At 42.9% G+C, this 15,023-nt stretch carries 11 protein-coding genes; 8 read left to right on the forward strand and 3 right to left on the reverse strand.

Annotated elements, in window-relative coordinates:
• Positions 1-29 precede the first annotated feature (29 nt).
• The 4 genes from aceE to A3773_RS07730 all read left to right on the forward strand — a co-directional run bounded on the left by aceE (position 30) and on the right by A3773_RS07730 (position 7,206).
• Complete coding sequence (aceE, locus tag A3773_RS07715) at positions 30-2,687, forward strand: pyruvate dehydrogenase (acetyl-transferring), homodimeric type (protein ID WP_231902167.1); 2,658 nt, start codon at positions 30-32, stop codon at positions 2,685-2,687.
• Positions 2,688-2,730: 43 nt separating this feature from the next.
• The gene (gene aceF / locus A3773_RS07720; protein ID WP_067984657.1) at positions 2,731-4,707 is read left to right on the forward strand and encodes a dihydrolipoyllysine-residue acetyltransferase; all 1,977 of its coding nucleotides are present in this window, start codon (positions 2,731-2,733) and stop codon (positions 4,705-4,707) included.
• A gap of 378 nt (positions 4,708-5,085) precedes the next feature.
• Positions 5,086-5,517: an REP-associated tyrosine transposase gene (locus A3773_RS07725; protein ID WP_067984658.1), complete on the forward strand. Its 432-nt coding sequence runs from the start codon at positions 5,086-5,088 to the stop codon at positions 5,515-5,517.
• A gap of 351 nt (positions 5,518-5,868) precedes the next feature.
• Positions 5,869-7,206: a UDP-glucose dehydrogenase family protein gene (locus A3773_RS07730; RefSeq protein WP_067984660.1), complete on the forward strand. Its 1,338-nt coding sequence runs from the start codon at positions 5,869-5,871 to the stop codon at positions 7,204-7,206.
• A 12-nt stretch (positions 7,207-7,218) separates the two neighbouring features.
• On the opposite strand, the gene A3773_RS07735 is transcribed toward A3773_RS07730, so the two are convergent.
• The 3 genes from A3773_RS07735 to A3773_RS07745 form a co-directional block, all read right to left on the reverse strand.
• A complete protein-coding gene (locus A3773_RS07735) occupies positions 7,219-7,632 on the reverse strand; it encodes a 3-phosphoshikimate 1-carboxyvinyltransferase (RefSeq protein ID WP_067984662.1) in 414 nt (137 codons plus the stop codon).
• A 329-nt stretch (positions 7,633-7,961) separates the two neighbouring features.
• Positions 7,962-9,287, reverse strand: a complete 1,326-nt coding sequence (locus A3773_RS07740) for an O-antigen ligase family protein (protein ID WP_067984665.1) — start codon at positions 9,285-9,287, stop codon at positions 7,962-7,964.
• Between the two features lie 137 nt (positions 9,288-9,424).
• The gene (locus A3773_RS07745) at positions 9,425-9,928 is read right to left on the reverse strand and encodes a hypothetical protein (protein ID WP_067984666.1); all 504 of its coding nucleotides are present in this window, start codon (positions 9,926-9,928) and stop codon (positions 9,425-9,427) included.
• Positions 9,929-10,244: 316 nt separating this feature from the next.
• On the opposite strand from A3773_RS07745, the gene A3773_RS07750 reads away from it, so the two are divergent.
• From A3773_RS07750 to A3773_RS07765, 4 genes are all read left to right on the forward strand, one after another.
• Positions 10,245-11,696: an undecaprenyl-phosphate glucose phosphotransferase gene (locus A3773_RS07750; RefSeq protein WP_067984667.1), complete on the forward strand. Its 1,452-nt coding sequence runs from the start codon at positions 10,245-10,247 to the stop codon at positions 11,694-11,696.
• Positions 11,697-11,773: 77 nt separating this feature from the next.
• On the forward strand, positions 11,774-13,036 hold the full coding sequence (locus A3773_RS07755; protein ID WP_067984668.1) for an oligosaccharide flippase family protein: 1,263 nt from the start codon (positions 11,774-11,776) through the stop codon (positions 13,034-13,036).
• Positions 13,033-13,533 carry a serine O-acetyltransferase gene (locus A3773_RS07760; RefSeq protein WP_082800571.1) on the forward strand — a complete coding sequence of 167 codons (501 nt, stop codon included), beginning with the start codon at positions 13,033-13,035 and terminating at the stop codon, positions 13,531-13,533. The genes A3773_RS07755 and A3773_RS07760 overlap by 4 nt, the downstream gene beginning before the upstream one ends.
• Positions 13,530-14,732 (forward strand): glycosyltransferase family 4 protein, encoded by a 1,203-nt coding sequence (locus A3773_RS07765; RefSeq protein WP_067984669.1) that lies wholly within the window; start codon positions 13,530-13,532, stop codon positions 14,730-14,732. Before A3773_RS07760 ends, A3773_RS07765 begins: the two co-directional genes overlap by 4 nt.
• Positions 14,733-15,023: the final 291 nt, after the last annotated feature.

Genomic DNA, 15,023 nt, shown 5'->3' on the forward strand with positions numbered 1-15,023 from the left:
TTGCGTTAACTTAGAGTGGAGAGGTCAAAGTGTTAGACATTATTGATGACGTTGATCCAATTGAAACACAAGAATGGTTGGATGCACTGGAATCGGTTGCCAAAAACAATGGCGACGACCGTGCAAAATATATTTTAAGAAAGTTAGGTGAAAAAGCGAACGATATGGGTGTTGATTCAGCATCGGTATTGACGACACCTTACCGAAACACTATTTCGGTGAAAGATGAAGCACGAATGCCAGGCGATCTATTTATGGAACGTCGTATTCGCTCCTTTATTCGCTGGAACGCAATGGCCATGGTCATGCGAGCCAATGATAATGATGATGGCCTAGGCGGTCATATCTCCTCTTTCTCCTCATCTGCAACACTCTACGATATCGGTTTTAATTACTTTTTCCGTGGTAACGAAGGTCAGGAATCTGACATGGTCTTCTTCCAGGGGCATATCTCTCCCGGTATCTATTCACGCGCTTACTTAGAAGGACGTCTATCTGAAGAACAGATGGATAACTACCGTCGTGAAGTTGATGGTCACGGTCTTTCATCTTACCCACACCCTTGGCTTATGCCTGATTTCTGGCAGTTCCCAACGGTATCTATGGGTCTAGGTCCGATTCAGGCGATCTACCAAGCACACGTTATGCGTTACCTTTCGGCACGTGAATTAATTAATCGTGGCGATCGAAAAGTATGGGCATTTTTGGGTGATGGTGAGTGTGATGAACCTGAATCCTTGGGTGCTATCTCGCTAGCGGGACGTGAAGGTTTAGAGAACCTAATCTTTGTTGTTAACTGTAACCTGCAGCGCCTTGATGGCCCAGTACGCGGTAACGGCAAGATCGTACAGGAACTCGAAGGTATCTTCCGCGGCGCTGGCTGGAACGTTATTAAATGTCTCTGGGGTCGTCATTGGGATGCACTCTTTGAGAAAGATACAAAAGGCTTACTACAGAAGCGTTTTGATGAAGTCTGCGATGGTGAATTGCAGAACTACAAAGCTAACGGTGGCGCTTATACCCGTGAGCACTTCTTTGGTAAATACCCAGAGTTACTTGAGCTAGTTGCTGACCTGTCAGACGACGACATCATGAACCTTAACCGTGGTGGCCACGATCCTTACAAAGTATTTGCAGCTTACAATGAAGCTGTTAATCATAAAGGTCAGCCAACCGTTATCCTTGCACAGACAGTAAAAGGTTACGGTACTGGTAAGTCAGGCGAAGCGAAAAACGATACCCACTCCATGAAAAAAGTGGCGATCGATGATCTAAAAGATTTCCGTGATCGCTTTAATATCCCTCTATCAGATGATCAATTGAAGGACGTGCCTTACTACCGTCCAGCACCTGACTCACCTGAAATGAAATACATGTTCGAACGCCGTGCGAGCTTGGGTGGTTTCTACCCAGTACGCCGTACCGAGTTCGAAAAACTAGAGACACCACCATTATCCGACTTTGAAGGTCAGCTAAAAGATAGTGGTAAACGTACCGCATCCACTCAGATGGTACTTAACCGTGTCATGAGCACACTGGTTAAAGACAAAAAAATGGGTGAACGTGTTGTCCCTATCGTACCTGATGAAGCGCGTACGTTTGGTATGGAAGGTATGTTCCGTCAGCTAGGTATTTATACCTCGGCTGGACAGCGTTATGTGCCGCATGACTCTGATCAGATCATGTTTTATAAAGAATCTAAAACAGGTCAGATCTTAGAAGAAGGTATCAATGAAGCAGGTGCTATGTCTGCGTGGATGGCTGCGGCTACCTCTTACGCAAACAATAACTGCACAATGGTTCCGTTCTATATCTACTACTCTATGTTTGGTTTCCAGCGTGTTATGGACTTGGCATGGGCAGCGGGCGATATGCAGGCGCGTGGCTTCTTGATTGGTGCGACTTCAGGTCGTACAACGCTAAACGGTGAAGGTCTACAGCATCAGGATGGTCACAGCCATCTAATGGCGCAGATGATCCCTAACTGTAAATCATACGATCCGACTTACGGTTATGAGCTTGCGGTTATTGTTCAGGACGGTATGCGTCGTATGTATCAGGAACAGGAAAACCGTTTCTACTACATCACAACTATGAACGAAAACTACCACCACCCAGCCATGCCGCAAGGTGCCGAAGAAGGCATCATCAAAGGTATGTATCTTCTTAAAGAAGGTAAAGACGCAGACAAGCGCGTTCAGCTAATGGGTTGCGGCACAATCTTACGTGAAGTGGAAGCTGCGGCAGAGATTTTACGTGATGATTACGGTATCGAATCTGATATTTGGAGCACGACCTCTATCAATGAGCTGCGTCGCGAAGCCATGTCAGTTGCGCGTTGGAACATGCTAAATCCAGAGTCAGAACCTCAAAAAGCCTATGTTACTCAGTGTATTGAAAGCCGTGGCGAAGGCCCGGTTATCGCATCAACTGACTACATGCGTACTTATGCTGATCAGCTACGTGAATACATTCCACGTAACTTTAAAGTACTAGGTACTGACGGTTTTGGTCGCTCTGATACACGTACTAAGCTACGTGAATTCTTTGAAGTTAACCGCCACTACGTGGTTGTTGCGGCGCTTAAAGCGCTTCAAGAAGAGGGCAAGGTTGAAGGCGCTGAAGTCGCTAAAGCCATGCAGAAGTTCAACATTAACCCGGCTAAACCGGCACCGTGGACTGTTTAAGTCTGCGTTGAACTTCTAACGGCTTAGAACTGGAGGATTTATCGTGAGTATTACCACAATTACAGTTCCTGACTTATCAGGCTCAACCGATGTTGATGTGGTTGAAGTGCTGGTTAGCGCTGGCGACACTATTAGCGAAGGCGATAGCTTAATTGTTCTGGAAACAGACAAAGCGTCAATGGAAGTGCCCTCTACCCATAGCGGTACCGTGGTTTCCGTAAAAATTAATGTTGATGATCAAGTTAATGAAGGCGATGTCCTTCTTGAACTAGATACAGGGGCATCGGTTGAAGCGGCGCCTGTCGAGGTTGCTGAAGTTGCAGCACCTGCGCCAGCAGCCGTTGCTGCAGCGCCGGTGTCGGCACCTGTTGCTGCATCAGCAGTAGAAACGATTTTAGTACCTGATCTATCAGGTGCAACGGATGTAGACGTTGTTGAGGTCTTAGTTAAAGACGGAGACAGTGTTGAAGAAGGCGATAGCTTAATCGTACTTGAAACCGACAAAGCGTCTATGGAAGTCCCCGCTCCGAAATCCGGTGTCGTGGTTTCCATGAAGATAAAAGAAGGCGATACAGTCAACGAAGGCGACGTGCTGGCTGATCTAAGTGTGGGAGGGCAGCCTCAGGCTGAAGCCACTCCTGCAGCCGTAGCACCGGCAGCTGAGTCTGCGCCAGTCGCAACGGCACCTGCTCCAGCCCCTGTCGCGGGCGGCAAAGAAAACGTTTTAGTACCTGATCTATCAGGTGCGACGGATGTGGATGTTGTTGAAGTCCTAGTTAAGGATGGTGACACCGTTGCCGAAGGCGACAGCTTAATCGTATTAGAAACCGATAAAGCATCGATGGAAGTACCCGCACCTAAAGGCGGTGTTGTTATCTCCATGAAGATAAAAGACGGTGACACGGTTAATGAAGGTGATTTGCTACTTGAGTTGGAAACTGTAGGAAGCCACCCCGTGCGCGAGGCTGCGCCAGCTCCTGTGGCGGCTCCGGCTCCTTCTGCAGCAGCACCCGCTGCGCCAGCGCCTGCAAAAGCGGCACCTGCTAAAGCAGCGCCAGCCCCCGCTGCGAATATAGACAAAGCTGAGCTAGAGAAGAAAAACAAAGCGATACATGCAGGTCCATCGGTTCGAGCCATTGCGCGTGAATTCGGTGTTGAGCTTGCGCTCGTATCTGGCTCTGGCCGCCGTGGTCGTATTCTTAAAGAAGACGTCCAGGCTTACGTTAAAGCGGCACTGAAAGAACTGGCTACAAAACCGAAAGGTGGCGCGGTTACAGGTGGTTCAGGTATTCCTGCGATCCCTGAAATTGATTTCAGTAAGTTTGGTGAAATTGAAGTAGAGAAGCTTAGCAAGATTGCTAAGATCACTCGTGACAACATGAGCCGTTGTTGGTTGAATATTCCGCATGTTACACAGTTCGATAAAGCGGATATCACCGACTTAGAAGCGTTCCGTAAAGAGATGAAGGATGAAGCGGCTAAATCAGGTGTGCGTCTAACGCCACTGCCGTTCATGCTAAAAGCGATAGCAATGGCGCTTAAAGCACATCCTAAGTTCAACGCATCACTGCATGCTGACGGCGAACATATTGTTTATAAAAAATACGTCAACATCGGTATGGCGGTGGATACACCGAATGGCTTGATGGTTCCCGTGATTAAAGATGCAGATAAGAAGAGCATCTACGAACTATCAACGGAAGCGATTGAACTGGCAGGCAAGGCTAAAGATCGTAAGCTAAAACCCGCAGAAATGCAGGGTGCATGCTTCACAATCTCAAGTTTAGGGGGCATCGGTGGTACAGGCTTTACACCGATTGTAAATGCACCTGAAGTGGCTATTTTGGGCGTTTCAAAAGCGGATATTGAGCCCCGTTGGAACGGTAAAGAGTTTGAACCACGTAAGATGCTGCCTTTGTGCCTATCTTACGATCACCGCGCGATCAACGGCGGCGATGCAGGTAAATTCCTTACTTACCTAAACAGCTTGCTTAGCGACATCCGTCGACTGGTTCTATAACCAGCGGCCACACCCATTTACCAATCCCTTGGCTCAACGCCTCTTCGGAGGCGCTTTTTTTCAAGGGGGTAGATACCGAACGGCGATTCTGTGCAGGAAATCGCCGTTTTTTTATGCCTATAAAACACCAAACCCCTTCGGCCAGAGGCTGGCCTCCTACACGCAGGGCCTGTGTAGGAGCTCACCCCGTGAGCGAATGAATTACGCTCCAAGCCACAACCCTTCGGCCAGAGGCTGGCCTCCTACAAATGCACCTTGGTAGGCGGTTACCAGAACGAAGCATTACGCTTCACTCTTAAAATCTTCTATACTCCAAAAATAAGGGTTTACCTTGTCTTCACAATTACAAACAACGCATAAAGTCACAAGGATGTGGACATGCAAAAAGCTAATGCTCAATCATTGCGGGTGGGGCGCTATTCGCAACCAAATCAGATTTACCACCTCACATTAACCTGCGCTAACCGCCGTCCAGTTTTCTCTGACCCTTGTCTCGCAAAACACGCGATACACTCCATTAAACGTTTAACACCAGAGGCAACCACCATCGCCTTTGTCATCATGCCAGACCATATCCATTGGCTAATGCAATTAAACGACCGGAAAAGCTCATCCCACACCGTCCGTCTGCTAAAAGTTTTCATTAGTCACAAGGCTGGAAAAATCTGGCAAAAAGGCTTCTACGATCACGCATTGCGAAAGGAAGAGGATATAAAAAATATCGCTAGATATATCATTCTCAATCCCGTGAGGGCCGGTATCGTAAAGACCATAAGAGAATATCCGTGGTGGGATTGCATCTACTTGTAGGCGCTCATCCTTATGCCCGGAACGGGTGCCAGAGCTAAGCATCGTGCCACAACCACATCTTGTAGGAGCTCACCCCGTGAGCGAAGAATTACGCTAGAAACCACAACCCTTCGGTCAGGGGCTGGCCTCCTACAAGTGCACCCTGTAGGAGCCCGGCCTTTATGCTCGGAACGGGTGCCCGGGCGAATGAATTACGCCCTCAAACTATAAAAATATATGCCTCTTCAGCCAGAGATTCTTCTCCCGTAAGGGGGTTTATCGCCGTCATGTAAATGCAACGCTTCTGAAATAATTGTTTCACTCATGATCGGTATACATATGGGTTAATCGATAATGATGGAAGAGTGATAGATGAAGGTTACGGTTTTTGGTGTAGGTTATGTTGGTCTGGTACAGGCTGCGGTTTTAGCTGATTTTGGTCATGATGTGGTTTGTGTTGATGTTGATAGCGATAAAATAAATGATCTAAAAAATGGCATCATTCCAATCTATGAACCAGGTTTAACATCAATCGTCGAAAGGAATTATGGCGAAGGTCGTTTGGGTTTTACCACCGATGCGGCAGAGGGGGTGAGACACGCTGAAATTCAATTCATCGCTGTTGGAACACCTCCGGACGAAGACGGAGCAGCTGATCTTAAGTATGTCCTAGCCGTCGCAAGCACTATTGCTACGCATATGACCTCGAAAAAAATCATTGTTGATAAATCTACTGTGCCTGTGGGCACTGCAGATAAAGTGTTAAGCCAAGTGTCAGAGGTGTTGGCTACACGTGGAGAGGCGATAGAGCATTATGTAGTATCAAACCCCGAGTTCTTAAAAGAAGGGGCGGCGGTTAATGATTGTATGCGCCCTGATCGTATAATTATTGGTACGGCCAGTGAATATGTAAAAGCTCAGATGAGAGAGTTGTACGCTCCGTGTAATCGTAACCATGATCGCATGATTTTTATGGATGTTCGGAGTGCTGAACTAACAAAATATGCGGCTAATTGTATGCTGGCAACTAAAATTAGTTTTATGAATGAGATCTCCCGTCTTGCTGAATACCTTGGTGCGGACATCGAAAATGTACGTCGAGGAATTGGGTCGGACGAACGGATTGGGTATCACTTTATCTATGCGGGGTGCGGGTATGGTGGCTCATGTTTTCCAAAGGATGTGCAAGCGCTTGTGCATACCGCTAACAGTATTAACTATGATGCTCAGCTTTTAAAATCGGTTGAAGCGGTAAACTATCGTCAAAAAGAGGTTTTATTTGATCGAATCAGCCGTTATTTTGCGGGTGATTTATCAGGTAAGACAATAGCTTTGTGGGGGTTGTCGTTTAAGCCTAAGACGGATGATATGCGAGAAGCAACCAGTCGCGTTTTGATGGAATCCCTGTGGGAACAGGGTGCAAAGGTTCGTGCATATGACCCAGAGGCGATGGAGGAGACGCAACGTATTTATGGCTGTAGAGAGGATCTTGAGTTAGTCGGGACTAAAGAAAGTGCGCTACAGGGCGCAGATGCGCTTGTTATTTGTACTGAATGGAAAGCCTTTTGGGCACCAGATTTTGATCAAATTAAAGGCACTTTACGTCAGCCGGTAATTTTTGATGGTAGAAACCTTTATGACCCACAACAAGTTGAACGTCACGGTTTAGCGTATTACGGCATCGGTCGCGGACGGAGTGTTAGTGCATAATTTACCGTCGATCTAGAGAAATGTTCCTTTAAACCAACCCCAAATACCGAGCGAGAATCCAGGGAAAAGATCTATTCCTGCCGCCGACTTAGCTAAATAGAGAACCAGAAGGCCCATTAATGTTGAGAAGGCTAAAAATAAAAAGAGACAGAATGTTTTTATCATTAATGAGATACGTCGCTCTCTTCGGCTAAGTGAGCGTTGGTTTCGTCCCATCAAAAACACGAAATAGTAACGCCAGCTCCAGATGTTTATGGTGCCCCTCAGGTCGATAGGGTGCTTACCCCATTTGCGTGCACCAAACGCAACTTTAAGGGCGGCGACCTGTTCAGCCGTAAAGCTATCGTGCATATCGCTAGGTAGGCGTTGCATGAGGCCGTTTTCAAACCAGTCTTTCTGTTTGGTTTCTGTTGTTTCACGATCCATAACACCATCCTATAAAATCTAAAATTCAATATCTTCGGCCAGAGGGCTGGCCTCCTACACGCACGGCTTGTGTAGGAGCTCACCCTTTATGCCCGGCACGGGTGCCAGAGCGAATGAATTACGCTCCAAACCCAATCAAACCACAATCTTTCGGCCAGAGGGCTGGCCTCCTACACGCACAGCCTGTGTAGGAGCTCACCCTTTATGCCCGGAACGGGTGCCAGAGCGAATGAATTACGCTCGAAACCACAACCCTTCGGCCAGGGGCTGGCCTCCTACACGGAAGGCCTGTGTAGGAGCTCACCCTGTGAGCGAATGAATTTTATATCCTACATCTTGCGTTTTTTCTTTTCCGTTTTTTTAAACACGGCAATCCAAGCGAAGGCTAATATCACCATAAAGGTTAAAGCATTGGCTGGCATTTGAAGATTAAAATCAACGGTTGCGTGAATCAGCATGGCAATGATCGACATAGACGCGCCAAAAGCGATGCCTCGTAATAGCTTATCGCGTCGTTTGTATTGTGCATAAAGTCCAGCGCCTAGAGTGAGTAATAAGGTTAAGGCGAGGGGGGCTGCACCTAGTAAACCAAATTCAGAACTAAACTCAAGGTAATCATTATGCGTATTCACATAAAAGCCGCGCCCAACATCCTTGGTTCTATATTCAGGAAAGGCCGTATAAAAAGTACCGGCACCGGTGCCGGTTAATAACTGGGGCTGCATAAGGTTAATCGTAGCTTTGGCGACTTCGTCACGAGACTCTTTCTCAATACTCGTTTTTTGCAGTCTATCAGCGACTTCCTGAACACCAAAAAAAGTACCGACCACAAAAATATCTAAAATAATTAAACTACTAAGCAGAATAATCATGCTGCGCGTTGCTTTTCTACTCAGAATTAAACCGAGCACTCCCATGATCATCAAGCTGGCAAAAAACGAGGTATTCCCCATGCGTGAGTGAGTCATTACCAACCCTGCAACTATTATCAGCAATGAAATTCTAAGCACTATTTTCTGACTAAGGAGGGCCGTAAGCCAGCGCCGTCCACGCTCTCTCCAGTTATGGGAGCCGTCATCTTTTAAGGTCGATATCATTAAGCCTATCCCAAGGGATACGCACATGACTAAGTAACCTGCTTGGCTGTTACGGTTGATAAATGTGCCCGTTGAAACGCCTTGATAGCTCTCTTTAGGGATCAGAAAAGAGAATTCATAGCCGGTCAAGGTCATTAAACTGCCATAAATTGCTTGGAATAGAGCCGAACCCACTAAGATATAACCTGTGAGTAAAATTCTAGATCGGCTCCTAACCAGTTGTAAGGTTAAACAGAAGGTCGCTAATAGGCACCATCCCCACACGGCATCATGCAAACTATCAGTGGGAGATATCGATAGGTTTAATGCTGGAATGGCTTGTAAGCTTATCCAAATATTTCCTAAAGAGATGAGCCCAATAACCGGTAATGATTTTTTTAAGGGTGTGGATAAAGAAAAATTATGTAGCTGTTTATAAAGAACAAAAATAGACAATAACAGGACTAAGCCGCACAACAGGGATAGGGACCACAGTCGATTACTGGCTAAAGGTAAAGGTGCCCAAATTAAAATACCTAAAAAGAAATAAAACAACGTGCGATCAGATGATCTGTCCATAAATCAAAAGCCAACATATAAATTTCTATTAATAAGAAGTGAGTATACTAGATCGATATTTCAGTAAAATATCGGTAGTTTATGTTTATTTAGTAAATAAAAAAGCGCCTAGAGGCGCTTTCTTATCTATAAAATATCTAGGTTGGGCTTGGGTTCCCACCGCCGCCGTTACCTGCATTGCTGCCAAATGACGGAGGTGAAATTGCATTACCCGTTTGGCTAGGTGTAGTACCTAAACCTGTCCCTTGAGGTTGTCCGCCAGCCGCAGTTGCTTGAGCAACATCGGTAGGGTCAGCACCGGCTAAAATAGCGGCTTGGGCTACCAGTTCGGGGTTTGCACCTGCTCTGATCGCCGCTTCAACAAGCGCGACCGGATCTAAGCCGCTTTCAATTCCTGCGGTAACAAAACTATCTAATAAGTTTTTGTTAACGGCTGCCACATTCGACATAAGCGTATCTATATCGGCAGTTGTACAGTTATTTACTACAGTACCGGCGTCTTCGTAAAGGCAGTGGGCTAGAGCCTCGGATAAAACATCTACCGTTGGCGCATTTGAAGCTAATCCTTCCGAAATATCCGCATAGCTGGCTGAAAAAGGTAGTAATACACCTATAGCCAAAGAAATTATTGTGCGTCGCATCGTAACACTCCATGTTTTATGGATAACTATTGGCCGATTGTAACATTGAGTAAATGGATAAACAAACAGCTAACTTCGTGCTTTTTTGGTGCTTAAGTTTGCACTGAAACAGAGCATTTATAGGGCTTATTGTATTTTCTAACAATTCACTCATCTGTTCAAAAAAACATCACATACCTGCTTTACAATACAGATAAGCTGTTTCAGTATTATCATACCGCACTGCAAAAAAATTACATTGCTGAATGGCTTCTTAATATTTAGAATAGCGGTGGCCATTGGATTATGGAAGCAGGCTTTTTTTAAGGGAAAATAGATGGACAGCAGTACTTCTAGCGTCAACAGTGCCAATTTTGCGGTTTCTGTTCGCCGTAATAGACGCCTATTAAAAAATCATGAATCACTCGTTGCGCTATTTCAAGTCGCAACGGATCTATTTGTGGCCGCAAGTTTATTATTTATCTTTACCTGGTCGAAGCTCGAGGCGTTCCCGCCCGCTTATCGCGTACTCACCGTTATTACAATCTGTAGTTTATGGTTTATTTATAGCTCCCGTGGGGTTTATCGACAATCCTCAGGTTACTTTCGTGGTTGCCTTCGCCTGTCCAGTGCATGGCTGATGTTGATCCTACTGTTAACATTTATTGGCTTTATTACGAAGACATCCGAGATTTTCTCGCGAGAGATCTTGTTGACGTGGGCTGCCTCTATCCTTGTGGTACAGAACCTCTCGTTTTGCTTAGTGAGTTATCTGTCTAAAAAATACAAAGAGAGCTTTGGTCACCATCTGCCAGTCATGATTATTGGGACAGGCTCTGTTGCTCAACACCTTGTTGAAAGTTTAAATAAAAACAGATGGTTGCCTGATAAGGTTATAGGCTGCGTTAAAAGTTTAGATAAAGACCAAACAACAACCGTTGGGAATGTAAATGTGTTGGGTGGTCTTGAAAATATACGTGACTTGATTAAAGAACATGACATTCGGCGTATCTATATTGCCCTCCCGATGGAGGCTTCAAAGCAGATCGAAGGCGTAAATATCGATCTACTTGATGAAAATGTTGATGTGATTTGGGCACCTGATATTTTTGCGCTTAACCTGCTGAATCACTCCGTTAGAGAGGTTGCGGGAGTCCCGCTTATCTCACTGAATGAGAGCCCACTCACATCCTCCAAAGTCTCCATGATAATGAAAGATGTCATGGATCGTACTATCGCTGCTATCGCCTTGTTAATGCTCTCGCCGTTAATGCTCTGGGTGGCGTATAAAGTAAAACGCTCATCACCGGGTCCTGTCTTTTTTAAACAGGATCGTCACGGTTGGGACGGTAAAGTGATAAAGGTGTGGAAGTTCCGTAGTATGAAACTTCACGAAGAAACCAACGGCGAAGTAAAACAAGCCACCAAAGAAGATCCGCGTATCACCGACATTGGCCGCCTAATTCGTCGCACTTCTATAGATGAGCTTCCACAGCTTATAAATGTACTGCAAGGCACTATGTCACTCGTGGGGCCAAGACCTCATGCCGTAGCCCATAATAATTACTACTCAGACAAAATTAACGCTTACCTTGCACGGCATCGAATAAAGCCAGGCATAACAGGGCTAGCGCAAATTAACGGTTACCGTGGTGAAACTGAGACCATCGACAAGATGGAAAAGCGGGTTGAGTATGATTTGAATTATATAAATAACTGGTCGTTGGGGTTAGATGTGAAGATATTGATTAAGACGCCATTGAGTTTGTTGGCAAAAGATATTTATTGAAGAGTTGGTGTTTTTTACTTCGGATTTATAGATGCTTTTTTAAAACCGTATAAAGATAATAGTTTGGAAGATTGAATGTGAAGGTACGATATCTGCTGAGTAAAATTGCCGATCATAGCGATAAGAAAAAGCTGCTGAAGAATTTTATGGCGTTATCAGTATTGCGAGGCTTTGAATTTATAGTTCCAATAATAACCTTGCCCTATTTGATAAGAGTTTTGGGTATAGAAACGTATGGCCTTATAAGTTTTGCATTAGCTTTCTCGTTGTATTTTGGGTTTGTAATTCAGTATGGTTTTCCCCTAACTGCTACGCGCGAAATAGCACGTAATCAAGATGATTTGATGGCTGTTTCGTTGATATATATAAATACGTTATGGAGTTCTATATTTTTAAGTCTTTTCTGTTTGTTAGTTCTAATTCTAATTATTTTTAATGTCGGTTTTTTTGAGGTGGACTATCAATTATATTTGTTAACGTTTCTTTATGTGGCTTTTCAAAATGTTTTTCCTATCTGGTTTTTTCAAGGAATGGAGAAGATGAAGTACATAGCTTATATAAATGTACTTACAAAGCTTGTTTTTTTGATTGGGTTGTTTGTTTTTGTTGTAGAAGAGAGGGATTATATTTATGTTCCTTTGATGCAATTGGTTATGGCAATTTTAAATGTTGTTTTTGCGGTTTATATTATAAAGAGACAATTTAAGATTGGTTTTGGCTTGGTGAATGTTTTTGAGGTTAAGAAAGTCCTCTATGCTAATTTTAGCGTTTTCTCAAGTCAGATTATGCCTAGTATATTTAATAACACATTACCATTTGTCCTTGGGCTATATACTAACAATAGTATTGTTGGTATGTATACAGCAGCTGTTAGGATTGTTGATGCAGTAAATTCGATTGGTTTTGTCATATCTAATACATTTTTGCCTCATTTAACTAATAATATGCTTAAATTTAATGCTTTTAAGAAAATAATGTTAAGCATATCTTTTTTTCTAAGCTTGGCAGTGTTTTTGTTGGCGGATGTAATCGAAGGGTTAGTATTGGGGGAGACTGATAGTGATCTTGGGTATTACCTTCAATATCTCTCAATTAATGTGATATTAACATTCAGTATACTTATTTTTAGTACAAATTATTTGGTAATAATGAATAAGGATCGTTTGATTAGAAATGTAGCCGTGAGCTGTTCTAGTTTGTTTCTGTTTGTATCGTTCGTATTTGTCCCTGTTTATGGTATATGGTCTGCTTTAACGTTATTGATGGGGCTTAAGTTTAGTATGGCCGTGATAAGCTTTTATTATTATAAGAAATATAATGCTGAATTTGGTGTTTTATGATTATTGAGAAACATATTTTGTTTATGTATAGGTGTGCTCGATATCTACATCTATATTACGTTGAAAAAAAATTGTCGAGAGGGAGCTTTAAGTGGTTTATAAATAAAGCTGTCACGAAAGTAATCTATAAATATTATGATTGTTTATTATCATTTCTCTATGGAGCGTACTTGCCATATACGGCAAGCGTTGGAAAGGGGTTGAGATTAAATCATTCGTTTCACGGTGTGTTTATATCTGAAAATGCTGTTATTGGAGATAATTGCACGATCCTACAGCATGTGACTATTGGGTCAAATCAGCCTTTGACTTCAGAGGCTCCAATCATAGGGGATAATGTTTTTATAGGCTGCAATTGTTCTATTGTAGGAACTACAAGTATCGGAAATAACTGCATAATTGGTGCAGGGGTTGTTATTGCTAATTCAGAAATTGAAGAAAATTCAACAGTTGTTGGTCAAAAATTCAGAATTATTAAAAATGAGAAGTGTAAATGAAAGTATTATATCTTAATACCTTATATGCTCCAGAGTATGGTGGTGGTGCTGAAGTTACCTTGAAGTTACTCGCTGAATCTATGCAGAATTCAGGGCATGAAGTAGTAGTTCTGACTTTAAGCGAGAACGATGAATTAATTGAAGAAGTTATAGATGGAGTTAGAGTTATAAGGGCAAAACTTCAAAATAGATTTTGGCATCAGTATGAAGAAAAGCCAAGCGTCTATGATAGAGCTCTATGGCATTTACAGGATATAGATAATAAAAGAATGGCTAGAGTGCTTGGAGAAGTATTGGATAAAGAAAAACCAGATGTTGTAAGTTGTCACAATTTGATTGGCTGGTCTTCGTCTTCATGGGAGATGATACATAATAAGGGGGTCCCAATAGTTCAGGTTTTACATGATTTGTATAATTTATGCCCCAATAGCACCATGTTTAAAAATGACTCTTCATGCAAAAAACGATGTTTTAAATGTAAGGCTTTTAGGTATGCAAATCCAAAAAAATCCGAAGTTGTGTCTGCAGTTGTCGGCGTAAGCGAGTATATCCTTGATACACATTTAAAATACGGTGTGTTTGGAAAGGCTCCTATAAAAATAAATATAAAAAACATAAGAAATATTGATAGTGGAATAATAGAGCCTAAAGAGAGTGGAGTAAGTATTACATTTGGGTTTATTGGGGCACTAATTAAATCTAAAGGTATTGAGTTATTGATAGAAGAGTTTAATAAATTAAAAGATGAAAATGTTGATCTGGTAATAGCGGGAAAAGGTGAAGATGAATATGTTAAATATCTTCATTCAATTTCAGGTGGCCGTATTAAGTTTTTGGGGCAGGTTCCGCCGGCAGATTTCTATAATTCAGTTGACTTAGTTGTTGTTCCTTCTTTATGGAATGATACGTTGCCTGGAGTAGTGTTTGAGTCATTTATATTCGGTAAACCTGTTATTGGTAGCGATCGGGGTGGAATTCCTGAAATGATAACTGATGGTGTTAATGGTTTTGTTTTTGATCCTGAAAGTGATGGGCAGCTGTTGAGCTTGATGAATAATATAATATCTAATAGAAAGTGTTTGAATGAGCTTTCAAACCAAGCGAATCATTCGGCAGCCCCTTTTTTAGATGTTGAAGGCTGGGTTAAATCTTATGAAGATTTGTATATAAAAGTTATAAATAATAGCTTGAAGGCCTAGTGTTTGAGACCTGAGTATGATTACTTTTTTTAAAAATAACATGATGTTAATGCTGATAAGTAGCGTTCTGTTATTTCAATCGATAAGTCTTACTTCAAAAAGTCTTCCTTTTATAATGTTGACTTTTTTTCCTTTGTTCTTTCTGATGTATAAGTCTGGTCGTATTGTACCAATAAATAATAGTTTTATTATCTATCTTCTTTTTGTTTTTTTTATAATTATTTCGTTTATCGCAACTAACGGAAGTTCTGGATTTTAATTTTTTTCACTAGCTTACTTCGTTGTACTTTA

Origin of the sequence: Neptuniibacter pectenicola (assembly GCF_001597735.1) — a bacterium.
GTDB lineage: Bacteria > Pseudomonadota > Gammaproteobacteria > Pseudomonadales > Balneatricaceae > Neptuniibacter > Neptuniibacter pectenicola.

What these genes read in the sequence shown, in the direction of transcription:
- A3773_RS07725 (WP_067984658.1), top strand. Translation starts at nt 5,086, where the DNA reads ATGCAAAAAGCTAATGCTCAATCATTGCGGGTGGGGCGCTATTCGCAA.
- A3773_RS07730 (WP_067984660.1), top strand. Translation starts at nt 5,869, where the DNA reads ATGAAGGTTACGGTTTTTGGTGTAGGTTATGTTGGTCTGGTACAGGCT.
- A3773_RS07735 (WP_067984662.1), bottom strand. Translation starts at nt 7,632, where the DNA reads ATGGATCGTGAAACAACAGAAACCAAACAGAAAGACTGGTTTGAAAAC.
- A3773_RS07740 (WP_067984665.1), bottom strand. Translation starts at nt 9,287, where the DNA reads ATGGACAGATCATCTGATCGCACGTTGTTTTATTTCTTTTTAGGTATT.
- A3773_RS07745 (WP_067984666.1), bottom strand. Translation starts at nt 9,928, where the DNA reads ATGCGACGCACAATAATTTCTTTGGCTATAGGTGTATTACTACCTTTT.
- A3773_RS07750 (WP_067984667.1), top strand. Translation starts at nt 10,245, where the DNA reads ATGGACAGCAGTACTTCTAGCGTCAACAGTGCCAATTTTGCGGTTTCT.
- A3773_RS07760 (WP_082800571.1), top strand. Translation starts at nt 13,033, where the DNA reads ATGATTATTGAGAAACATATTTTGTTTATGTATAGGTGTGCTCGATAT.
- A3773_RS07765 (WP_067984669.1), top strand. Translation starts at nt 13,530, where the DNA reads ATGAAAGTATTATATCTTAATACCTTATATGCTCCAGAGTATGGTGGT.